General features: G+C 72.4%; 20 protein-coding genes. 13 read left to right on the top strand and 7 right to left on the bottom strand.

The features are described from left to right. Positions 1-41: 41 nt before the first annotated feature. The 5 genes from ACGFNV_RS34715 to ACGFNV_RS34695 all read right to left on the bottom strand — a co-directional run bounded on the left by ACGFNV_RS34715 (position 42) and on the right by ACGFNV_RS34695 (position 6,745). Entirely contained in the window at positions 42-1,007 is a 966-nt protein-coding gene (locus ACGFNV_RS34715) for a TIGR03619 family F420-dependent LLM class oxidoreductase (RefSeq protein ID WP_393628047.1), read from the bottom strand. Next, a complete protein-coding gene (locus ACGFNV_RS34710; RefSeq protein ID WP_393628193.1) occupies positions 1,004-2,725 on the bottom strand; it encodes an amidohydrolase in 1,722 nt (573 codons plus the stop codon). Before ACGFNV_RS34710 ends, ACGFNV_RS34715 begins: the two co-directional genes overlap by 4 nt. 58 nt (positions 2,726-2,783) lie before the next feature. Beyond that, complete coding sequence (locus ACGFNV_RS34705; RefSeq protein ID WP_393628045.1) at positions 2,784-3,782, bottom strand: ABC transporter permease; 999 nt, start codon at positions 3,780-3,782, stop codon at positions 2,784-2,786. A 203-nt stretch (positions 3,783-3,985) separates the two neighbouring features. Beyond that, positions 3,986-5,701, bottom strand: a complete 1,716-nt coding sequence (locus ACGFNV_RS34700) for a sugar ABC transporter ATP-binding protein (RefSeq protein ID WP_393628044.1) — start codon at positions 5,699-5,701, stop codon at positions 3,986-3,988. Between the two features lie 9 nt (positions 5,702-5,710). Further along, positions 5,711-6,745 carry a sugar ABC transporter substrate-binding protein gene (locus ACGFNV_RS34695; protein WP_393628043.1) on the bottom strand — a complete coding sequence of 345 codons (1,035 nt, stop codon included), beginning with the start codon at positions 6,743-6,745 and terminating at the stop codon, positions 5,711-5,713. Between the two features lie 232 nt (positions 6,746-6,977). Between ACGFNV_RS34695 and ACGFNV_RS34690 the strand changes: the two genes are divergently transcribed. From ACGFNV_RS34690 to ACGFNV_RS34665, 6 genes are all read left to right on the top strand, one after another. Next, positions 6,978-8,009, top strand: coding sequence for a response regulator transcription factor (locus tag ACGFNV_RS34690; RefSeq protein ID WP_393628041.1), 1,032 nt, complete (start codon positions 6,978-6,980; stop codon positions 8,007-8,009). Positions 8,010-8,184: 175 nt separating this feature from the next. Continuing rightward, positions 8,185-9,261: a hypothetical protein gene (locus tag ACGFNV_RS34685; protein ID WP_393628039.1), complete on the top strand. Its 1,077-nt coding sequence runs from the start codon at positions 8,185-8,187 to the stop codon at positions 9,259-9,261. Continuing rightward, entirely contained in the window at positions 9,251-10,921 is a 1,671-nt protein-coding gene (locus ACGFNV_RS34680; protein ID WP_393628038.1) for a polyprenyl synthetase family protein, read from the top strand. Before ACGFNV_RS34685 ends, ACGFNV_RS34680 begins: the two co-directional genes overlap by 11 nt. After that, the gene (locus ACGFNV_RS34675; RefSeq protein WP_393628036.1) at positions 10,918-11,400 is read left to right on the top strand and encodes a hypothetical protein; all 483 of its coding nucleotides are present in this window, start codon (positions 10,918-10,920) and stop codon (positions 11,398-11,400) included. Before ACGFNV_RS34680 ends, ACGFNV_RS34675 begins: the two co-directional genes overlap by 4 nt. 110 nt (positions 11,401-11,510) lie before the next feature. Then, positions 11,511-12,098 (top strand): hypothetical protein, encoded by a 588-nt coding sequence (locus ACGFNV_RS34670; protein WP_393628034.1) that lies wholly within the window; start codon positions 11,511-11,513, stop codon positions 12,096-12,098. A gap of 113 nt (positions 12,099-12,211) precedes the next feature. Then, positions 12,212-12,898: a class F sortase gene (locus tag ACGFNV_RS34665; RefSeq protein WP_393628032.1), complete on the top strand. Its 687-nt coding sequence runs from the start codon at positions 12,212-12,214 to the stop codon at positions 12,896-12,898. Between the two features lie 187 nt (positions 12,899-13,085). On the opposite strand, the gene ACGFNV_RS34660 is transcribed toward ACGFNV_RS34665, so the two are convergent. Next, entirely contained in the window at positions 13,086-14,735 is a 1,650-nt protein-coding gene (locus ACGFNV_RS34660; RefSeq protein ID WP_393628030.1) for an FAD-dependent oxidoreductase, read from the bottom strand. Positions 14,736-14,917: 182 nt separating this feature from the next. On the opposite strand from ACGFNV_RS34660, the gene ACGFNV_RS34655 reads away from it, so the two are divergent. From ACGFNV_RS34655 to ACGFNV_RS34645, 3 genes are all read left to right on the top strand, one after another. Next, positions 14,918-16,057, top strand: coding sequence for a SchA/CurD-like domain-containing protein (locus tag ACGFNV_RS34655; RefSeq protein ID WP_393628028.1), 1,140 nt, complete (start codon positions 14,918-14,920; stop codon positions 16,055-16,057). A gap of 52 nt (positions 16,058-16,109) precedes the next feature. After that, entirely contained in the window at positions 16,110-16,511 is a 402-nt protein-coding gene (locus ACGFNV_RS34650) for a cupin domain-containing protein (RefSeq protein ID WP_393628026.1), read from the top strand. 216 nt (positions 16,512-16,727) lie between these two features. Next, entirely contained in the window at positions 16,728-17,270 is a 543-nt protein-coding gene (locus ACGFNV_RS34645; protein WP_393628024.1) for an AAA family ATPase, read from the top strand. Positions 17,271-17,280: 10 nt separating this feature from the next. Here the strand turns inward: ACGFNV_RS34645 and ACGFNV_RS34640 are convergent, their stop codons facing one another. After that, a complete protein-coding gene (locus tag ACGFNV_RS34640) occupies positions 17,281-17,838 on the bottom strand; it encodes a TetR/AcrR family transcriptional regulator (protein ID WP_393628022.1) in 558 nt (185 codons plus the stop codon). Positions 17,839-17,962: 124 nt separating this feature from the next. On the opposite strand from ACGFNV_RS34640, the gene ACGFNV_RS34635 reads away from it, so the two are divergent. The 4 genes from ACGFNV_RS34635 to ACGFNV_RS34620 all read left to right on the top strand — a co-directional run bounded on the left by ACGFNV_RS34635 (position 17,963) and on the right by ACGFNV_RS34620 (position 22,124). Continuing rightward, positions 17,963-19,114 carry an FAD-dependent monooxygenase gene (locus ACGFNV_RS34635; protein WP_393628020.1) on the top strand — a complete coding sequence of 384 codons (1,152 nt, stop codon included), beginning with the start codon at positions 17,963-17,965 and terminating at the stop codon, positions 19,112-19,114. Positions 19,115-19,158: 44 nt separating this feature from the next. Continuing rightward, positions 19,159-20,226: a permease gene (locus ACGFNV_RS34630; protein ID WP_393628018.1), complete on the top strand. Its 1,068-nt coding sequence runs from the start codon at positions 19,159-19,161 to the stop codon at positions 20,224-20,226. Next, positions 20,223-20,984, top strand: coding sequence for a TIGR03943 family putative permease subunit (locus ACGFNV_RS34625; protein ID WP_393628016.1), 762 nt, complete (start codon positions 20,223-20,225; stop codon positions 20,982-20,984). Before ACGFNV_RS34630 ends, ACGFNV_RS34625 begins: the two co-directional genes overlap by 4 nt. 66 nt (positions 20,985-21,050) lie before the next feature. Beyond that, positions 21,051-22,124 (top strand): YhjD/YihY/BrkB family envelope integrity protein, encoded by a 1,074-nt coding sequence (locus ACGFNV_RS34620; protein WP_393628015.1) that lies wholly within the window; start codon positions 21,051-21,053, stop codon positions 22,122-22,124. The last annotated feature ends 114 nt before the right edge of the window (positions 22,125-22,238 follow it).

The raw sequence follows: 22,238 nt of genomic DNA, 5'->3' as shown, positions 1-22,238 counted from the left end.
TCGCTGATTTGTCAGAGGGTTTCGTGGGGCGGGCGGTTCGGTCAGGCCGTGAGCCCGTCCACGCGGCGCATCACCTCACGGCAGAACGCGCCTATGCCGTCCGGGTCGTCGATGAACTGGTTCGGCTTGATACAGAACGTCGTGAAGCCCTGTTCCAGTTGTTCGGGGATGCCCGCGAGGGCCGCGCCGAGGTCGGCCGTGGAGTGGTCGTCGGGGAAGGTGGCCTGGGTGCCGCCGATCATCTCCAGTTCGGTGACGTCACGGCCGGCCGCTGCCATCGCGTCCTTGAGCAGGTGCAGGTCCTGTGGGGTCGGGCGGCCCAGGGGGTGGAAGCCGTGACCGTACCGGACGAGCCGGCGCAGGACGGGGCCGTGCAGGCGCTGACCACCGATCCACAGGCGTGGGCCCTCGGGGCGGTACGCCTTGGGCTCGAAGTACACGTCACGGAAGGGGTAGTGGTCGCTCTCGTGGGAGATCGGGGAGGGCCCCCAGGCCTTCGCCCAGACATCGAGGTGCTCGTCCAGCAGGCGCCCCCGCCCGGCGAAGGGGACGCCGAGCGCGTCGTACTCGTCCTTGCTCCAGCTGACCGTCGGCTGCACCAGGAGGCGACCCTCGCTGAGCAGGTCGAGGGTGCCCAGTTCCCGCGCCATGAGCAGGGGGTGCCGCAGCGGTGCCAGGACCGCTGCGGCGGCCAGGCGGAGGCGTTCGGTGACGGAGGCGATGGCGGCGAGCAGGAGCAGGGAGTTGGGCCAGGGGGTGTACGGGTCCTGGTTGCCCGGGAGGGCGTAGTCGCGTGGGTTGCCCATGATGCCGTTGGCCGCCGCGTCGGGGCCGAGCACGATGTGTTCGCTGACCATGACGGAGTCGAAGCCGGCGTCCTCGGCCTCGCGCGCCCAGCGCACGGCGGCGGGCAGGTCGGCCCGGCCGCCGGTGAGGGTCCAGTTCTCGCTGAGGACGAGCAGCATGCGGGGTCGGGCGGTTGTGGTGGTCGTGGTTGTCGTGGTCATGCGACACCGGCCTCGTTTCCCGCGCGCTCGTGGACGATCCGGCCGTCGAAGACCGTGAGGTCCACCTCCACGTCCGTGATCTCGTGCGGGTCCAGGTGCAGCAGCGGTCGGTCCAGGACGCACAGGTCCGCGACCTTGCCGGGTTCGACGGATCCCTTCCAGTCCTCGGCGAAGTCCTGACGGGCCGGGTTGACCGTGTAGGCGCGCAGGGCGTCGGCGAGGGACACGCACTCCTCGGGGCCACTGCGACGGCCGCTGGCCTTGGACTCGCGCAGCATCATCCCGGCCACGCCCTGCCGCCAGTCGGGGCGCGTGATGGGCGCGTCGGAGCTGGCGCAGACGGTGACGCCGGCCTCGACGGCGGACCGTACGGGCCACTGGTGGGCGGAGCGTTCGGGGCCGACGACCTCGTCCATCAGGTCGGAGATGGTCCACTTGATGGCGGGGTTCATGTTCACGCCGTAGCCGTGTGCGGCCAGTTTGGTGAGGCTGTCGGCGCCGATGAAGTCGCCGTGGATGACGTAGTGGCGGGCGTCGGGACGGGGGGCGGAGGCGTTCGCCGCGAGGAAGGCGTCCACGACGGTGTCGATGGCCCGGTCGCCGGTGACGTGCACGCCGAGCTGGAAGCCCGCCTCGTGGGCGACGCGGATCATCGCGCGCAGTTCGTCGACCTGGAGCGCGGGGGTGGCGCCGTGCACGCACAGCGCGCCGTGGCCGCCGCCGGCGTAGGGCTCGTTCATCCAGGCCGTACGGTTGGGCGGCACTCCGTCGGCGAAGATCTTGACGCCGATGGCGCGCAGGACGCGTTCGTCCGCGGACTCGGGGCGCCGCAGCTCGCTGAGGCCCTTGCGCACGTCGTCGGCGGAGCCGCCCATCGGCGCGGGCAGCAGCAGCACGCTGATACGGGCCTGGAGTTCGCCGCGCGCGGCGAGGTCGGCGTAGGCCGTCCAGTTGTCGGTGCTCAGGCCGCCGAAGAAGGTCGTGGCGCCGCCCGGGCCGAGGCCGGGCTCGGTGTAGCTGGTGATGCCGCGGGTGTGCAGTTCGCGGACCACGCCCTGGATGGCCTGGCGGCGCTGGGCGACCGTCGGTGAGGGGAGTTCGGCCAGGACGAGTGCCTGGGCGGCCTCGCGGAGGATGCCGGTGAGCTCTCCGTCAGGGTCCTGGTCGACCACGCCGCCCGGCGGTGGCACGCTCGCCGCGTCGATGCCGGAGCGGCGCAGGGCCGCGCTGTTGACCCACACCATGTGCGAGGAGAAGTCGGTCAGACAGACCGGGTTGTCCGGTGCGACCACGTCCAGGTCCCGCCGGTGCGGGAAGCGCAGCGGGTCGGCCAGGCACTCGGCGAGATAGCCGGGGTCCCAGCCCAGGCCCACGATCCACTCGCCGGGGCGGGCCGCCCGCACGGCTCGCCGTACGGCGGCGACGATGTCGGCGATCGAGCGCACCGTGGGGTGGCCGACGTCGATGGCGAAGGGGGGCTTCGTCATGCCGTAGGCGGCTCCGTGCAGATGGGAGTCGTTGATGCCGGGCAGGACGGTCCGTCCGTTCAGTTCGACGATCCGGGTGCCGGGGCCGGCCAGGGCGCGCATCTCGGCGTCGCCGCCGACCGCGACGATGTCGCTGCCGCGCACGGCCACGCCTTCGGCGACCGTGAAGTGGGGGTCGACGGTGAGGACTTGGCCGCCGGTGAGGATGAGGGTGGGGGTCGGGTCGTTCACGTGTGTGTCGTTCGCGTGCGTGTCGTCCATGTTCGGGTGAGTCCTCTCGGGGTGGGGGTCACCTGGTCAGTCGTGGGGCGAAGTAGGCGAGTGCCGCTCCTGCCACCAGGGCGGTGCCCTGGGCCATCTGCTGCCAGAAGGTCGGCACACTCAGCAGTGTCAGGCCGTTCTGGAGACAGCCGAGGAAGAGCACGCCGAGCAGGACGCCGAAGACCGAGCCGGAGCCGCCGGTGAGGGCGACGCCGCCGAGGAGCACCGCGGTGAGCACGGTCAGTTCGAACCCGGTGCCGGACGTCCCGGCGACCACGCTGTCCAGCACCGACGCCTTGATGGCACCGGCCAGCGCGGCGGCGACACCCGTGACGACGAACAGGGCGAAGGGGGTACGGCGGACGTTGATGCCGGAGAGGTAAGCGGCCTCGCGGTTCACGCCGATCGCGAAGACGTGTCGTCCGGCGGGGGTGAGCGCCAGGAACAGAGCGCCCGCCACCAGCACCAGGGCCGCGATGACGACGGGCGCGTCGAGACCGGCGATACGTGAACCGCCGAGCCAGGCGAAGCCGGAGCCGAAGCTGCTGAGGGGCAGCGGGAAGAGCTGCTGCGCCATCCCGCGCACCGCGGTCAGCATGCCCAGCGTGACGATGAACGCCGAGAGTCCGAGATAGCAGCAGAGGGTGCCGTTCACCGCGCCCACCGCCGCACCCACGGCCAGCGCGCCGAGCACGGCGACGACCGGCGACTGGTGCTGTTGCCCTGCCAGCCAGCCGGCGACCAGTCCGCCCAGGGCGAGCGTGGAGCCCACCGAGAGGTCGAGGTAGCCGCTGATGACCAGCAGGGCCAGCGGTACGGCCACGATGGCGAGGGTCGCCGCGTCGGTGGCGATCCCGCGCAGGTTGCCCGCGTCCAGGAAGCTACCCGTCGTCAGCTGGAAGACCAGCACCATCACGGCCAGGACGATCAGCAGCGGATGACGCCGTGCGCCGTGCAGCCCGCTGCTCACCACCCTGCGCGGGCTCGGCAGGACACGGTCGGCGGGGGTGGTGGTCGCGGTGGTCATGCCGCTCCTTCCGGATGCGGGGGCGAGGTGGTGCCGGGCGGGGCGAGGGGGCGTCGGGGGCCGGTGCGGGTGTGTCGGGCGGGGGCAAGGGGGCGTCGGGCCGGGACGGTGGGGCTTCGAGCGACGGCGCGGGTGCGGGTGCGGCCGACATGGGCGCGGGGTGGTCGGGGCGTGCCTCCGGAGCCGAGGGCGTGGGCACGGGATCAGCCGGGCCCGTCGCCGAGGCTGCGGACCGTGCCATCAGGCACCGCCCCCGCCCCGTCCGGCACCGGCTCCGCCCCATCGGTCACCGACCCCACGCCATAGCGCGCCGCCCCCGAGTCATCGGCGTCGTGGATCGCCGACAGCAAAGCCGCCTCGGTGAGTTGGGGGCCGGTCAGCTCGTCGACCACGCGGCCCTCGGAGATGATCAGGCAGCGGTGGGCGAGGGTGGTGATTTCCTCGGGGTCGCTGGAGGCGAACAGGACGGCGGTTGCCCGGCGGGTGGTGAGGGAGGAGACCACCTGGTAGATCTCGTGGCGGGCGCCCACGTCGACGCCTTGGGTGGGCTCGTCGAGGAGCAGGACGTCGACGTCGCGGGCCTCGTTGATCCACCGCCCCAGGACGAGTTTCTGCTGGTTGCCGCCGGAGAAGGAGGCCGCCGGCAGCCTGGGCCGGGCGGGACGCAGGCCCACGGCGTCGGAGAGGGCGCCGAAGATCCGCCGCTCGGCGTTCAGCGCCCGCACACCGTGCCGGGAGAGCGGCCGTACGGTCGGCAGCAGCGCGTTGTCGTGTGCGCTCAGCACGGGGAACAGTCCCTGCCTGCGCCGGTCCGCGGGGACGAGCGCGATGCCCGCGGCGAGTGCCTCGGCGGGGCGGTTCGTGGTGACGGTCCGTTCGCCGAGCCGCACGGTGCCGGCCGAGGCGCGGCGCCTGCCGAAGAGGGTCTCCAGGATGCGCGTACGGCCGGAGCCGATCAGGCCGTACAGTCCGACGATCTCGCCCTCGGCGACCTGGAGGTCGACCGGTCCGAACCCCGGGCCGCACAGCCCGGACACGGTGAGACGGGGCGGGCGTGGTCCGGAGGTGGTGTCCGGCCGTACGAAGGATGGGGACTGCGTGTTGTCACGGGGGCGGGAGGTCGTGCCCGGCTCGGAGCGCCCCAGGGGCGTGTCCACCGCACCGGGGCCCGCGGGCGCGGCCGGGCCCGCGATGGCCTCGACCAACTCGCGCCGTGTGCGCCCGGCACCCACCGAGTGGTGGGACACCCGCCCGTCCCTCAGTACGGTCACCGCGTCCGCGAGCCGCTCGACCTCGCCCAGCAGATGGGTGACGTAGACGATGGCCAGTCCCTGGGTGCGCAGGTCCTCCACCCGCTCGGCGAGGGCGTCGCTCTCCGCTCCGGACAGGGCGGCCGTCGGCTCGTCCAGGACGAGCACCGAGGCACTGCGGCTGAGCGCCTTGGCGATCTCCACCAACTGGCGCTGGCCCATGGGAAGTCCGCCCACCCGGTCGCGGGGAGAGCAGCTCGCCGCCACCCGCTGGAGCAGCCCCGCCGCGACCTCTTCCTGGGCGCGGCGGTCGATGCGGCCGTGCCGGGTCCACTCCTGGCCGAGGAAGACGTTCTCGGCGACGGTGAGGGAGTCGACGACGCTGAGCGTCTGGAAGATGATCGCCACGCCGGCGGCGATCGACTCGCGCGGGCTGAGCCGTGTGTGGCGGGTGCCGCCCACCTCGATCGTGCCCTCGTCCGGTGGGAAGGCCCCGCCGAGACACTTGATCAGGGTGGACTTGCCTGCTCCGTTGTGGCCGAGGAGGGCGTGCACCTGGCCCGCGGGGACGGTGAGGTCCACGTCGTGGAGCGCTCTGACACCACCGAAGGACTTGCTCAGCCCGCGGATACGCAGGTTGGGTTCGGCCGCACCGGTCATGCCCGTCATCGCCACCACCTACGAGTTCTGCGCGAGCAGGGCGTCGATGCGCGCCGCGTCGCCGTGCTGGACGAGTGTGACGGGCACCTGGACGCTGGGGTTCGCCTTGCCCGCGGCGACCGCGAGGGGGACGTCGACGACGGCGTTGGCGATGTCCTGCGGGGCCAGGGCGGCCGAGGCGCGGTAGAAGGTGCCCTGCTTGATGGCGGCGAGCGAGGGGGCCGCGCCGTCCTGGCCGCCGACGAAGGTCTTGGCGTCGGTCGACTTGCGGCCGGTCTGCTGGAGCGCCTTGTAGCCGCCGTAGGCCGCCGCGTCCGTGACGCCGAGGATGATGTTGAGGTCGGGGTGCTTGGCGAGGACGGCACGGGACTTGGACAGCCCGGTGTCCGGGTCGATGGCCTGCTCACGGGCGACCACGTCGACGCCGGGCGCGTGCTTGGTGAAGGCGTCGATCATGCCCTGGGTGCGCTCGCGGCCCAGCTGGATCGTGCTGTCGGTGAGGAAGGCGACCTTGCCCTTGCCGCCGAGCTGCTCGTTGGCCCACTGGGCGGCGGCCTCGCCGAGCAGGGTGCCGCCCTTGAGGAAGCTGAACTGGATGTCCGCGCTCTGGTGCTCCAGCGTTCCGCCGTACGTCACCCAGATCAGTCCGGCGTCGAGCGCGGCCTTGGCGACGGACTCGGTGGCCTCGAAGACCATCGGGAAGGAGACGATCGCGGGGACCTTCTGGGAGACCCAGGTGGTGAGGTTGGTGGCCTGGGTGTCGGCGTTGCTCGCGTCGCTCGTGGTGAGCAGCGAGACGTGCTTCTTCTTCGCGGCGGCGGTGGAGAGCTTGACCAGCGTCGAGTAGAGCGGGAGTTGGGTGAAGGGGTAGTCGAGGCCGATCTTGGTGAGGGTCTTGGGCCCTGCGGCCGCGTTGTCGGCCTTCGCGGAGCCGGTGCCGTCGTCCGGCGCCGAGCAGCCCGTGGCGGCCAGCAGGCTGGCGGCCGCCGCCCCGCCGGACAGGGCGAGGAACTGCCTGCGCGAGGCCGAGGGGGCGTACGGGAATCTGTTCACGGGGCTCTCCGAGGGGCGTGGCCGATACCGTCGGCATCGGGGGTCCGTCTGTGCCGAACAGGAAAGACCCGGTCGGGCCGCCCCGCCATCCGTACAAATACCGACTGTGGAAGCGGCGGGTGACGACCGGTGGAAGCGGGGTCACGAAACGGTGAACGGCTTGTGGGGCACGCCGACCCCGCATATCGTTAGGGATCAAACGACGTCGGTCGTGGGGTTCCCGGAGGCCCGCATGGTCAGCCATCACCAGCTCGCGGCAGCCGCCCGCATCGGCATGCTCACCCGTGAACGCGACACCGCCTCGGCCTGCACCCAGGCGCTGCACGAACTGGGCCGGGCCCTGCCCCTCGACGCGGCCACCCTGCTGGCGATCGACCCGATCACGGGTACGCACGTCCAGGTCGCGGGCATCGGCTACAGCGCCGTGGCCTCGCAGTCGCTGGCCGCCGAGTTCGTCTCGACCCCGTGGTACAGCAACGTGGTCAGACAGCCGCTCCCCCCGTCCATCGCCGAGGACTGCGAGGACGACGGCCAGCGTTTCCGTGACGGCTGGTTCTACGCCGAGCGGATCAGGCCGGCCGGCTTCCGCGACGGACTGACCGGCGCGCTGCGCCACGAGGGACGCCTGGTCGGCATGGTGACCCTGTCCACCTCCGGGCCGGACGTCTACGACACGGAGGCGCGACACCTGCTCGCCTCGGTCCTGCCCGCCCTGGGCGCCCTCGCCGACCCGACGGCCCACACCGGCGACCCGCACGACCTTCCGGCGGACGCAGGGGCGAACCTGGTCACGGCCGACGGGGTCATCGACCTGCCGGGGCGGGACACCGCCGCGGTGCTGGACGACGGCGAGTTCGGCCGTCTGGTGCGTGCGTTCGCGGACTCGGGCGGCCTGCGGTTGCGCGTGCTGTGGCCGGTCGGTGGGCGCGGCTGGTGCCGGGTGGCGCTGCGCCGCTGCACGACCGGTTCGACGCTCGTACGGCATGCGGTCCTCGTGTCCGAGGTGCCCGTCGAGCTGCCGTACGGCCTGAGCCCGCGCGAGCTGGAGGTGCTCACGCGGGCCGCCCGGGGCCAGACCAACCAGGCCATCGCGCAGGCCCTGTTCCTGTCACCGCGGACGGTGCACAGCCACATCGAGCACCTGCTGCGCAAGACGGGCTGCGCGTCACGCGCCGAGGCCACCGCACTGGCCGTGCGGGACGGCGTACTGCGGCCCACGCCCGAGGACCTCGAGCACTTCGTGGAGCGGATGCCCGCGGGGTGAGGAAACGGCCGCCATGGGGATCCGGCCCCGGTGAGGTGGTCGGCTCGGCTCACCCCGACGAGTGACCCCTCGACGAGCGCTGTCGGCCCGACGGCCATGTCCGTACTTGCGATCGACGTCAACCCGGCGCCGCGACAGCAAGTAATCATCGATCACTGGCTGTTACCGTCTGCGCGTGACTACGAGATCAGTGGTGGACGAGCGGCCTCTGGGACCCGCGGGCCCGTTCCCGGGCGGTGTCCTCGGGGGGCTGCGGGGCGGCCCGCTGGAACGGCAGTGGCTGCACTACGCGTTTCTGTCCCGGGGCGGCGACCTGGCCGTGATCGCGAATCTGTCGGCCCTGGGGGCCGAGGGTGCGGACGAGCCGCCGCACCGCCGGGGGATCGTGCTGGTGCACGATCAGGAGGCCGGGTGGGAGGCGAGCCAGTTCAACGCCCGCCGCCAGGAGGTGCCGTGGTCGTCGTTCCGGCTGCCGCGGCCGCGCGAGGCGGACGAGGGCCGGTTCGCGGTGGCGGCGGTGGCCGGGTCGCCGGCGGTCGACGTACGGCTGCGCGGGACCGGACGTGCGTGCACGTCGCAGTGCGCGGCGTTCGGCGACGGCGAGTTCCTGCGCTGGCAGGCCGAACCGGGCGTGGTGGGCTCCGGTGTGGTGACGGCGCACGGGCGGGCCAGGGGGGTTGCGCTGACCGGGTACCACGAGCGGGTCCGGGGCCGGTGGAGCTGGCCGGCGCTGGGCGGCTGGGTGTTCGGGTTCGTCAACGCGCCCCCGGACACGCCCGGCTCACCGGGAGAGCCCGCCGACGCCGCTCCCCCGCCCTCGGCCGTCGTGTTCACGCTGGTGCAGCCCCGCTCGCCCGGCGACGCGGCCAACGGGTCGCTGATGCTGTGGCGCGACGGCCGGCTGTGGCGGCACTTCCCGCGCCGGTGCCTGGAGATGGCGGTGGACGGCTCCCTGGACCGGGACGCCGTCGTACTGGTGCCGCCACTGGCGGAGCTCATCGGCACGCCGTCGGGTGCGACGGTGCCCGGCCGGCTGGTGATCAGCGCCCGGATGGGCCGGGACCATCTGCTGGTGGACTTCGCCGGCCGGACGGCGGCACGGATCGCGAACCCGTGCGAGCGCGGGATGCGGCCGTTCAGCGTGCACGAGACGCTCGGCCCGTGCCGGGTGGAGGGCGTGGTCTCCGGTCGGCCCGTGACGTTCGAGACGCAGGGCGTCGTCGAGTTCGCCGGAGGAGCCGATGAGCACTGACCGAGCGGACGACGGTACGGGTGCGGCGCTGCTGCGGGACACCGTGGTCGCGCTGTCGGAGCGGGCGCCCGCCGTGGTGGCCGCCGCGGCGGAGCACATGCGGGGGCTCCGGCTGGGCCTGTCGTTCAACGACGGTACGGCCGCCTTGCTCACCTCGCGCCACAGCCGCCTGGTGGTCGAGGACGGGCCGGCGGACGCGGCGGACGTCGAAGTGGTGTTCGACGACCGGGCGATGAACCTGCTGTTCGATCTGCAGTATCGTCCGGTGGACCAGGTACTGCCGGGCAGCCTCGACGTACGGGGCGAGCGGGACCAGGTGCTCGCCGTGTGGCGGGTGTTCACCCTGCTGTCGCAGCGGGCGTCGGGGCTGCGGTGCGTCCAGCAGCTGTGGGAGGAGTACCGGCGCCGCTCCCCCGGCCTGTGGGGCGCCCCGCCTCCGGACGCCGGGGACGGCACCGACGTAGCGGACGCGACGGGCTGGGCGGCCCTGGACTATCTCAATCGGCGCCGCCCCGCCCCGGCCTCCGACCGGGAGGAGGGCGGGTCCGTCGGCTGGAGTCCGGCGGCCGCTCCCCGCCTTCTGTGGAACGGGCGTACCGGCACCCCGTGGTGGGAGGAACTCCCCCTCACCGACGCGGACCTGGTGGAGACCATGCGGGTCTGCCGGGACCGGGTGGCGGACGAGATGCGTCGTCTGATCCCGGACCGGGAACCGCGCCGTGACCTGTACGACCTGATGCGGGCGTACCCGGCCCGCCAGGGCAAGGGGCTGCGGCCCACGCTCACGGTCGCGGCCTGCGTGGCTCTCGGCGGACGGGCCCAGGACGCCGTGCGCAGCGCGGCGATGCTGGAGCTGTTCCACAACGCCTTCCTCGTCCACGACGACATCGCGGACGAGTCCACGCACCGTCGCGGACTGCCCACGCTCCACACGGCGTACGGCGCGGGACTCGCGGTGAACGTGGGCGACGGGCTGAACCTGCTCGCCGTCGACACGCTGCTGTCGAACGTGACCACGCTCGGCCTGGCCCGCACCCTGGGCCTGATCCGGGAGACGCTGCACATGTGCCGGGAGAGCGTCGAGGGCCAGGCCATCGAACTGGGCTGGATCCGGCACCGCGAGGTGCCCGCCGACGACACGGCGTACCTCACGATGAGCGGCAAGAAGACCGGCTGGTACACCTGCATCAGCCCCTGCCGAATCGGCGCCGTGTGCGCCGGCGTCACCGACGCGGCCGTGCTCGACCGGTTCGACGAGGCGTTCCGGCTGATCGGCATCGCCTTCCAGATCCAGGACGACGTCCTCAACCTCGTCGGCGACGAGGCCCTCTACGGCAAGGAGGCCCTCGGCGACCTCTGGGAGGGCAAACGGACGGTGATGCTCATCCATCTCCTGCGCACCGTGCCCGACCCCGAGGAGCGGGAACTGCTGCGCAAGATCGTGCTGCGTCCCCGGCAGGAGCAGAACGACGCGGACGTCCGGGTCGTTCTCCGGGCGATGCACCGCCACGGGTCCCTCGACCACGCCGTCGCACTCGCCGACGACCTCGCCGCCCGCGGCATCGCCCACTTCGAGCGGGACCTCGATGTCCTCCCCGAGAACAAGGGCAAGGCCGTGCTCCGTCAGATCGCCCACTACGTCACGTCGAGGCCGCTATGACCACCATCCCCGCGCCGAACTCATCCGACGAGCGCGTACGCGAAGTCCTCGACACAGCCGGCCAGTGGACACGGACCGCCCTGTGCACCCTCGCCCGGCACGGCGCTGCGCTGCGCCGCGACGACCCCGACCGGGGCCGGCACCTGCTGGACACACTCGCCCCGTGGCCGCCCTACAAGGCCGGGCAGTTCCTGTTCGACCTCATGGAGTGGGAGGACTTCATGCTCGACGGCGACCCGCCCACGCCCCTCCCGCTCGACGCGGCCCTCGACGCGGCAGGCCTGCCCCTGGCGTGGCTGCGGGCGGCCGCCGCCCGGGTGTCGGACACATTCGAGGGCGAGTGGGTCCCGCCGACCGTCACCGCGACGGAGGACCTGCCGCAGTTGGAGAGCGGCAGGTACCTCTACCAGGACGTCGTGCTCGGTGCCTGGCAGGCCTGCTCTCTGCTGCTGGAGGCCGGGGCGGGTTCGCCCGAGTGAGCGTCTCGAGTGGTGGGATCGGTGCGGCTGTTTGACGGTGGATCACGTCAAGACCGGGTCCGTTCAGCTGACGAAACGTCGGCTGCCCGGCCATGACGGAAGGACTACCCATGCGTTCTGCCCGCCTGCTCCTGACCACCGCGGCGGCCTCCGCCGTCCTCGCCCTGGCCGCCACCGGCGCCCACGCCGCCGACGGCTGGGACCACGACGACACCTCCTCTTCCTCCTCGCACGGCAAGGAACACGACAAGGACAAGGACGCCGAGCACGGCAAGCCGCACGGCGGCATGCACACCGGCGGCGGCGCCCTGACCGCCGTGACCGGAGGCGACGACTGGGCCACCGCCCACGACCCCAAGTACGACCCCGAGACCTACAAGGAGAAGGACTCCTCCGACGGCCACTCCAAGGACTCCTCCGCCAAGGAGAAGGACGACTGGAGCGGCGCGTCCAAGGAGAAGGACGACTGGAGCGGGGAGTCCAAGGAGAAGGACGACTGGAGCGGGGAGTCCAAGGAGAAGGACGAGGACTCCTGGGGCGGCGGTGACCACGACAAGCCCCACGGCGGCATGCACACCGGCGGCGGCGCCCTCGCCGGCACCACCGGAGTGACCGCCGGCGGCCTCGCCGTCCTCGCCCTGGGCGGCGCCGGCGCCTACACCCTGCGCCGCAGGAAGACCACGGCCGGCCTGGCCTGACCCGCGCCCGACGCGATATCCCGCTGCGGCCGCCACCCGTGACCCACCGGCACGGCGTGGCGGCCCAGCCGCGCTCCCCCGTCCACACCGCGCCCCCGCGAGGTCGCCCCCCGATGACAACGCCCACTGAACCCACTCCCGCCCCGGCCGCCGAGCAGAGCTCCTCCTCACGCGTGACGGTCATGTGCGCCGTAGCCGCGCTCGCCCTGGCCCTGACCCTCATCGGCGGCAACAGCGACACGCCGTCCCCCACCTCCCAGCCGCCCCGCGCCGCACCCGCCGCGCCCACGGCGCCCACGGCGCGGCGGACGGAGGAGAGCGCCGCGCCGGAACAGACCGTCAAGCGCCTCCCCCGTGCGAAACCCCTGCGTCTGCACATCCCGAAGATCGACGTCAACGCCCCCTTCACCGCGCTCTCCCTCGCTTCCAACGGACAGCTCGAGCCGCCACCCGCCGACGACACCAACCTGGTCGGCTGGTACGCCGACGGCGCCTCACCGGGAGAGACCGGCACCTCGATCATCGCCGGGCACGTCGACACCAAGACTTCCGCGGCCGTCTTCGTCAGACTCGTCGAACTCGAGAAGGGCGACGCTTTCTACGTCACCCGCGCCGACGGCCGCCGGGCGACCTTCCGCGTCGACAGCGTCGAGACCTTCGAGAAGGACCGCTTCCCCAGCGAGCGCGTCTACGCCGACACCTCCCGGGCCGAGGCCCGCCTGATCACCTGCACGGGCACCTACGACCGCTCCGTGCGCGACTACACCGACAACCTCGTCGTCTTCGCCCACCTCATCTGACCCACTGCCGTACGGTGCGCGCCGGGCGTGTCGAGAAACCGCCCGTCCGGCTCCGCCCGCGGCTCGAAGCCGCACTTCGGCGGCCACGGCGGCTGCTGTTGTGCGGCTGCTTGCCGCGCGGGCCACCGTGGCGCCGGGGAGGCGACGCCACGGTGTCGTCGCCTCCGTCGTCCTCCGAGGCGAGGTGTCAGGCCCGCGCCAGCAGGGTGGTGAGGACCTGCCGCAGGGTCGCCTCGGGGTCGCGCGCCTTGTCCGGGGAGCGCCACCCGACGAACCCGTCCGGGCGTACGAGTACGGCGCCTTCGGGTGTCGTGCCGTGCACCGCGGACCAGTCACCCTCGGGCATCAGGTCGGCCTCGGGGCCGTCGCCCACCCGGTACGAGATCAACGGCACCGACAGCTCACCGGCAAGGCGGGTGGCGGCCTCGTGCCATCCGGTCCCGGCGGTGGCGTCGCTGAGCAGGACCAGGGACCGCTCGTAGAGGTCGAGGGTGGAGACCCGCTCGCCCTCGTGTCGCACCCACAGGTGGGGTGCCCTGGAGCCGGGCTCACCCGTGAGGTTCAGCCCCTCCGGGACGACCGGGGTCGCGGGGTCGGCGTCGACGACGGCGCCCTGCGGATACCGGTAGCCGAGGGCCACGTTGAGGATGCCCTTCTGCGGGCCGCCGCCCGCGCCGGGCGCCGGGGCGAAACCGGGGTGGCTGTGCTCGACCGAGCGGGCGGCGGCACGGGCGCTCGTCGTCTCCGCGACCGGGCGGCGTTCGGCGTCGTAGGTGTCCAGCAGCCCGTCCCCGGCCCAGCCGCCGAGGACCGCGGCCAGCTTCCAGGCGAGGTTGTGGGCGTCCTGGATGCCGGTGTTGGAGCCGAACGCGCCGGTGGGCGACATCTCGTGGGCGGAGTCGCCGGCCAGGAAGACGCGGCCCGACCGGTAGCTGCGGGCGACGCGCTGGGCGGCGTGCCAGGGCGCCCGGCCGGTGATCTCGACGTCGAGGTCCGCGACGCCGACCGCGCGGCGGATGTGTTCCACGCACCTCTCGTCGGTGAACTCCTCCAGCGTCTCGCCGTGTTCGGGGTGCCAGGGGGCGTGGAAGACCCAGTTCTCCCGGTTGTCCACGGGCAGCAGGGCGCCGTCGGCGTCGGGGCTGGTCAGGTAGCAGACGATGAAGCGGCGGTCGCCGACCACGTCGGCGAGGCCGCGGGAGCGGAAGGTGACGCTGATGTTGTGGAAGAGGTCGCCGGGGCCGCTCTGTCCGATGCCGAGCTGTTCGCGGACGGGGCTGCGGGGACCGTCGGCGGCGACGAGGTAGTCGGCGTGGATGGTGGTGTGCTCGCCCGTGTCACGGCTCTTGACCACGGCGGTGACGCCTTCGGAGTCGGCGTCGAACGACATCAGTTCGGTGTGGTAGCGCAGGTCGCCGCCGAGTTGCCGGGCGTGGTCGAGCAGTACGGGCTCCAGGTCGTTCTGGCTGCACAGGCACCAGGAGCTGGGGCTGAAGCGGGCCAGGCCGTTGCCCGGGTCGATCTGGCGGAACAGCCACTCGCCGGCGTCGCCGACCAGGGTGGGCGTCTGCAGGATGCCGTGGTTCTCGGCCAGGATTGCCGCTGCCTCGTGGATCGCCGGTTCGGCGCCTGCCACCCGGAAGAGCTCCATGGTGCGGACGTTGTTGCCCCGGCCGCGCGGATGGATGGAGGTGCCGGCGTGGCGCTCCACCAGGGTGTGCGGCACCCCCAGCCGGCCCAGGAACAGCGAGGTCGACAGCCCGACCAGGGAACCGCCGACGATGAGGACCGGGACCTTGTGGGTCTTGTTGTCGGTCTGCTCGGTTCTTGTTTTCATCTCTCGCCTCCAGCACGTCGGGTCCGCGGACATCGGCCGCGTACGGCACGGCCGGGCCCTCCATGCATGCCACCCGCGGCGCGCGGCGGCTCAGGCTTCACCCGCTTGACCCGCCTGGTTAGCGGTGCTCGGGGGCACGACCCACGATCGTCCTTACGTGTCCCGAGGAAGAGGTGTGCCGGATGTCGGTCTCCCCTGCCGTGCCGTCGGATCCGGATGGTGTCTCCACCACCGCGTTCGACGGATCCCGAGTGCGGGTCGTCCTGATGCTGGACATCCACGACGGAACCCAGCGGGAGTTCCTGGACGCGTACGAGTACATGCGCGACCGGGTGGCCGCCGTGCCGGGCCACATCGGCGACCAGCTGTGCCAGTCCCTCGAGAACCCCACGCAGTGGCTCATCACCAGCGAGTGGGAGAGCGCGCCGCCCTTCCTCGCCTGGGTCAACAGCGAGGAGCACCTGGACACGGTGCAGCCGCTGCAGAGCTGCGTCCGCGACACCCGCTCGATGCGCTACAGCGTCCTGCGGGAGACCGGGGGCGCTCAGCCGCGCGTGCCGGCCGACGAGACGCTCCGGCCCGCTCCCCGCGTGGGCGGCAACGTCGTACGGCACGCGTTGACGTTCACCGTCCGGCCGGGCTGCGAGTCCAAGGTCGCGGAGATCCTGTCGGGTTACGCGTCGCCCGAGGCCCGCGTGGACGACTCCACGCGCCTGCTGCGCACCTCGCTGTACCTGTACGGCCATCGGGTCGTGCGCGCGGTCGAGGTGCGGGGCGACCTCCAGGCCGCGCTGCGCCATGTGGCCCGGCAGCCCGAGGTGCGGACCGTCGAGGAGGCCATCAACCCGTGTCTGGTGCAGGCGAGGGACCTCGACGATCCGCGGTCCGCCCGCCTGTTCTTCACCCGCGCCGCCCTGCCCGCCGTCCACCATGTGACGTCCGGGCATCCGGACGGGCCGCGTGTGCGGCGGTGCGCCCTGCAGTACCCGGTCCGGCCCGGCGCCGCCCAGACGTTGGCCCGGCTGCTGGCGCGGCAGGACGAGGCCGCCGCGTCCGACCCGGCGAGTCCGGTCCGCGCCGCCACCGTGTTCCACCGCGACGACATCGTCGTACGGCTCGTCGACGTGGACGGCGAGCCGGACGAAGCGCCCGCGTACGCCCTCGCCCTGCACGAGCCCGTCGGTGTCGCGGAGGCGGGGCGCTTGCTGGACCTGGCCGCCCTGGGCATCGACGGGCCGCCGACCGACGAGCGCACGCTGCTGCGTCTCCTCGCGCACACGCGCATGCAGCCGTTGACCGACCGCCGTTCACCGGCCTCCTGACCGACCGTCCTTCCCGTACATCCCCCCGCTTCCCGCCTTCGGAGTGACTGACATGACTGAGCGACAGGCCCGTATCGTCTCCCTCGCCGACGCCGCACCGAACCGCCGACGCGGCGGTGACGTCCGCGCCCTGCTGACGCCCACCACGGTCGGCTCGACCAGTGGCTTCATGGGCGTGGCCCTGGTGCAGCCCGGGGAGCGCATCGCGGAGCACTACCACCCGTACTCGGAGGAGTTCGTGTACGTCACGCACGGCACGTTCGAGGTGGATCTGGACGGGGAGCCGCATCCCCTGAGCATCGGTCAGGGGCTGCTGATCCCGCCGTATCTGCGCCACCGCTTCCGCAACGTGGGAGACGGCGAGGCGCGTCTGGTGTTCCACCTGGGGCCGTTGGCCCCGCGTCCCGACCTCGGGCATGTGGACACGGAGGAGGCGGCGGAGGCGGTGTCCTAGAAACGGTCTCGCGGGAACGGCCTCACGCGACGAACCCCATCCCCGATACTTCGGGGATGGGGTTCGATTCGGAGCGCCGGGCAGGCCTTGCACCTGCATTTCCCCGCAGGAAGCGGGGCGTCTTTCCTTGGACCACCAACGCGTGGCACCGCCACCGGAGTTCCGGCGGCCTGCTCAAGATCAAGCTTACCCTACTTTCGACGATGGGCCGACCGGATGACGACGTCCCCTCCCGTTACCCAGCTCGTGGTCCTGCGCGGCAACAGCGCGTCCGGCAAGAGCTCCGTGGCGGCCGGCCTGCGTGAGCGGTACGGCCGGGGCATCGCCCTGGTGAGCCAGGACGTCCTGCGCCGCGAGGTGCTGCGCGAGCGGGACATGCCCGGCGCCGCCAACATCGGCCTGATCGACCTGACCGTCCGGCACGCCCTCGACCACGGCTTCCACACGGTGCTCGAAGGCATCCTGTACGTGGCGCACTACGGCGACATGCTCACCGGGCTGCTGGCCGACTACCCGGGACGCAGCCACTGCTTCTATCTGGACGTCCCCTTCGAGGAGACATTGGCCCGCCACGCCACCAAGTCGTTCGCCGACGAGATCACCGAGTCTGAACTCCGCTCGTGGTACCGGCCGTTGGACCTGCTGCCGGGCGGCGTCGAGACGGTGGTGCCCGCCGACAGCTCGCTCGCGGCGACGATCGACCAGGTGCTGCGTGTGTCCGGACTCGGCGTGCCCGCCGAGGTGCCGGGCGGCCGCTGACCGGGGAGGCTCACCGCAGGGCCGCCGCCACCAGCCCACGGATCTCCGCCTCGGACACGCCTCCGCCGCTCACCAGCCGGTCGAAGACCAGCCCGTCGACGCAGACCAGCAGCGTGATGGTGCGCTCCCCGGCGTCCGCGTACCCCCGGGCGGCCAGAAAGTCCTGCGCGACCTGCCTGGCCGCGTTCTCACGCGGTACGAGGATCTCCCGCAGCTCGGGATGGCGCACGCTCTCCAGGGCGCAGGCGTAACGGGCCAGGGAGCGGCGTCGCCCTTCTCCCGTGAGCCGGAGTTCGACGAAGGCGGCGAGCCCGGCGACGAGTTCCTCGGCGTTCCGCGGGACGGGCGTCCGCTGCCCGATCGCCTGCAGTTCGGCCTGGTCGAGCGCGACCAGCCGACGGACCAGGGCGGTGAGCAGCGCCTGGCGGGTGCGGTAGTAGGCGGAGGTCGTGCCGGGCGGCAGGTTCACCGCCCGGTCGACGGCGCGATGGGTCAGGCCGCGCATTCCTTCCCGGGCGAGCACGTCGATGGCCGCGTCGGCGAGGAGGGTGCGTCGATCGGTGGGCATCCCCCCTTTCTACACCCGTAGAGGGTGGGAGTAGTGTCGTGAGCCGCTCGTCTTCTACATCTGTAGAAGACGAGCGGCTCAGTCGGGGAGAAGACGGCGGCACGGGTGAACAAGGAGGCCCACCATGGGCGGCAGTGCGGTTGTGGTCGGGGCAGGTATCGGCGGGCTGGCGGCCGCGATCGGGCTGCGTCTGGTCGGCTGGGAGGTGACGGTCGTCGAACGCGCCCCCGTCCTGGCGGACGTGGGCGCGGGGATCTCCCTCCACGCCAACGGCGTCCGCGCGCTGGACGCGCTCGGCGTCGGCCTCGGCGCGGCCGCGCGGCCCCAGTACGAGGGAGGCACCCGAAGCCCCGACGGCGGTTGGCTGGCCCGGATGGACGGCGGCGTGCTCGAGCGCGAGCTGGGCACACCGATCGTCGGCCTACCGCGGGCCGAGCTGCACCGGCTGTTGCGCGCCGCGCTGCCGGCGGAGTGCGTGGTGGTCGGGGCCGAGGTGACGTCCGTCGCGCGCACCGGCTCGGGTCGGATGCGGGTGCCCGTGGGGGACGGCGTACGGGAGGTGGATCTGGTCGTGGGCGCCGACGGGGTCAACAGTCGGCTGCGTGCGCAGGTGTTCCCCGACCACCCCGGGCCCGCCTACAGCGGTTCGACCGTCGTGCGGGCCATCACGGAACGTCCCGTGGAGGTCGACACCGACTTCGAGCTGACCTGGGGCGGGGGTGCCGAGTTCGGTCACATCGTGTTCGCCGACGGCCGGGCCGAGTGGCACGCGGTGTACAACGCGCCCGCAGGGGTGCGGCACCCGGACACGCTCACGGAGATGCGCCGTCGCTTCGGCGCCTGGCACGACCCGATTCCGGCGCTGCTCGACGGCACGCGACCGGACGCCGTGCTGCACCACGACATCCATGAGCTGGTGACGCCCCTGCCCGCCTTCGCCGCGGGCCGGATCGCCCTGCTCGGCGACGCCGCCCACGCGATGACGCCTCACCTCGGCCAGGGCGCCTGCCAGGCGCTGGAGGACGCGGTCACGCTCGCCGCCGCGCTCGCCGCCGGGCCCACGGTCGAGGCGGCTCTGTCCCGCTACGACGCCGAGCGCCGCCCGCGCAGTCAGTCCGTGGCCCGCGCCGCGCGCCGGGCCGGACGGATGGGGCAGCGGCTCGCCCACCCGTTGGCCGTCGCCGTACGCGACACCGCGCTGCGGCTGGCCCCGTCCCGCGCGACCGTCCGCGCCGTCCTGCGGCACGCCGACTGGAGGCCGCCGGGCCTGGGCTGACCGACTGGGGGCGGGGCGGTGAAGGGCGGGTTGCGGCGAGCGCTATGTTCGACGCGAACAACCAAGGGGTGGGGATGCAGAAGACAGACGAACGGAACGAGGAGGCGGAGGCAGCGGTCGCGGGCCCGGCGGGGACCGACGGCGCCTCCGCACGCGGCTGGCCGCGCTCCTGGGTGCTCCTGCTGGCGGGGGCGGCCGTCGTACCCGGTACGGCGCTCTTCGTCGTCGGCCGGTTCATGGACGCCCCGGCCATGCAGGCGTGGCGGACGGTCTGTCTCGCCATCACCGTGCAGGCGATGCCCTTCCTGCTGCTGGGTACGGCCCTGTCCGGGGCGATCAACGCGTTCGTGCCGGCGCGGGTGTTCACCCGGATCCTGCCGAAGCGGCCCGTGCTCGCCGTCCCGGTGGCCGGGGTCGCCGGAGTCGTCCTGCCGGGCTGTGAGTGCGCGTCGGTGCCGGTGGCGAACAGTCTGATAGGGCGCGGTGTCACCCCGGCCGCCGCCTTCGCGTTCCTGTTGTCGGCCCCCGCCATCAATCCGGTCGTGCTGACCGCCACGGCCATCGCGTTCCCCGGCAGCCCCGCCATGGTGCTGGCCCGGCTGCTGGCCTCGCTCGCCACCGCCGCCGTGATGGGCTGGCTGTGGCTCTGGCTGGGGCGCGCGGAGTGGCTGCGGCCGTCGGTGCGGCACACCGGGCACCGGCCGGGGCACAGCCGCTGGACGGAGTTCCGGCTCGGCTTCCAGCACGACTTCCTGCACGCGGGCGGTTTCCTGGTCGTCGGGGCCATGGCGGCGGCCACCTTCAACGTGGCGGTACCGCGCTCCGTGCTCGACGCCTTCACCGGCTCGCCCTGGCTGTCGGTGCTGTTCCTGGCGGCGCTCGCCATCCTGCTCGCGGTGTGCTCCGAGGCCGACGCGTTCGTCGCCGCGTCGCTCACCGGTTTCTCGCCCGTCGCGCGGCTGACGTTCCTGGTGGTCGGGCCGATGGTCGACCTGAAGCTCATCGCCCTCCAGGCGGGCACCTTCGGCCGGGCCTTCGCGGTCCGCTTCTCCACCGCGACGACGGTCGTCGCCATCCTGTGCAGCGTGCTGATCGGAGGGGTGCTGCTGTGAGAAGGCCCGTACAGATGGTCCTGCTGGTGCTCAGCGGCCTCGCCCTGCTGCACGCCTCGCTCCTCACCGACCTCTACCTCAGGTACGTCAAGCCGGGAATGCGTCCGATGCTGATCGCTTCGGGAGCGCTGCTGCTCGTACTGGGAGCGGCGGAAGTCTGGTCGTACTGGCGGTCGAGGGGCGGTCACGACCACGGCGCGCCGGACAGCGAAGGGGGCGGCCATGGCCACGACCACTCCACCACGCCCAGGGTCGCCTGGCTGCTGCTCCTCCCCGCGCTGAGCCTGCTCTTCTACGCCCCACCGACCCTCGGCGCCTACACCGCCTCCCGTGCGGAGCCCAAGGCCGTCGCGAAGGTCGAGGAACAGGACGACTTCGAGCCGCTGCCCGCGACGTCACCGTTGCCGATGACCCTCACCGACTTCACCGAGCGGGTGCAGCAGGACCGCAAGCAGGCCATCAAGGGACGCAGTGTGCAGCTCACCGGGTTCGTGACGCCGGTCAAGGGCGGCGACGGCTGGGAGCTGACCCGGATCATCTTCACGTGCTGCGCAGCCGACGCCCAGTCCGTGAAGGTGCGGGTCCATGGGACCCCGGCCCTGAAGGCGGACACCTGGGTGGCCGTCACCGGCACCTGGCATCCCGGCGGGACCCTGGGCACGAGCTCCGCTCCGGCCGCGCTCGACGCGAGCGACGTGAAGAAGATCGACCGACCGGTGAACTACTACCAGGACGCTCTGCCGCTCAACCCGTCCTGATGGGCGCCCGTCCGGAAGAGCGCCCCGCCCACGCATGAGCCCGGCGAGCGGGGATACCCCGGCCACATGGGACGAATCACAAAATCCAATCACCGAGCCGGCCGACCATCCGAGCAGGTCGAACACGAGGGCCAGAGGGAAGAGGAGCAGAGGCAAGAGGGGCTGAGGGAACAGACGCCGGAAACGGAACAGCGGGAGCCGGAACAGCCGGCGCAGTTGCCCCGGCAGTCCTGGCTGGCCGTGCTCAAGGGGACGGTCAAGGAGTTCAAGGACGACGAGCTCACCGACCGCGCCGCGGCACTGACGTACTACGGCGTACTGGCGATGTTCCCCGCCCTCCTGGTGCTGGTCTCGATGCTGGGGCTCGCGGGCAAGTCGGCCACCGACGAGGTCCTGAACAACATCAAGACGCTGGCGCCGGGCTCGGCCCGGGACATCATCAGCGACGCGGTGCAGCAACTGCAGGGCCGGGGCGGCATCGGTTCGGTCATGGCCGTGGTCGGCCTGGTGCTGGCGGTGTGGTCGGCGTCCGGCTACGTCGCGGCGTTCATCCGCTCGGCCAACGCCGTGTACGACATCCCGGAGGGGCGCCCCGTCTGGAAGGTGCTGCCGGTCCGCCTGGGCGTGACGGTGTCGCTGCTGGTGCTGGCGGTCGTGAGCGCGCTGATCGTGGTGTTCACCGGTGAAATCGCCCGCCAGGCCGGTGCGACGCTGGGGATCGGGGACACGGCGCTGACGGTGTGGGCGTTCGTGAAGTGGCCGGTGCTGGTCGTACTCGTCACCGTCATGATCGCGCTCCTGTACTGGGCGGCACCCAACGTCAAGGGCCGCGGCTTCAAGTGGATCACCCCGGGCAGTGTGCTGGCCCTGCTGATCTGGCTGGTCGCCTCGGCGGGGTTCGCGTTCTACGTGGCGAACTTCGCCTCCTACAACAAGACCTACGGCACGCTCGCCGGAGTGATCGTCTTCCTGGTGTGGCTGTGGATCAGCAACATCGCGATCCTGCTCGGCCTGGAGTTCGACGCGGAGCTGTCCCGTCAGCGTGCCGTCGCCGGGGGCATGCCGCCCGAGGAGGAGCCGTACCTCCCGCCACGCGACACGCGCGCGTGGAGCGAGGAGGACCAGCGCCGCATGGAATGACTGGCGGGTCGGATCTGACCAGGTGCTCACCAGGCCCTCGCCGGGTGTCCGCCGCGGTGTGCGCGGGCAGCACGGTGTCCGTGCGCGCTGAGGCAACCCGGGTGCCGGAACGTG

Source organism: Streptomyces sp. NPDC048751 (genome assembly GCF_043198595.1).
In the GTDB taxonomy this organism is placed as follows: Bacteria; Actinomycetota; Actinomycetes; order Streptomycetales; family Streptomycetaceae; genus Streptomyces.
The sequence above is the reverse complement of the archived record's forward strand: the minus strand, read 5'-3'. Positions and strand labels throughout refer to the sequence as shown.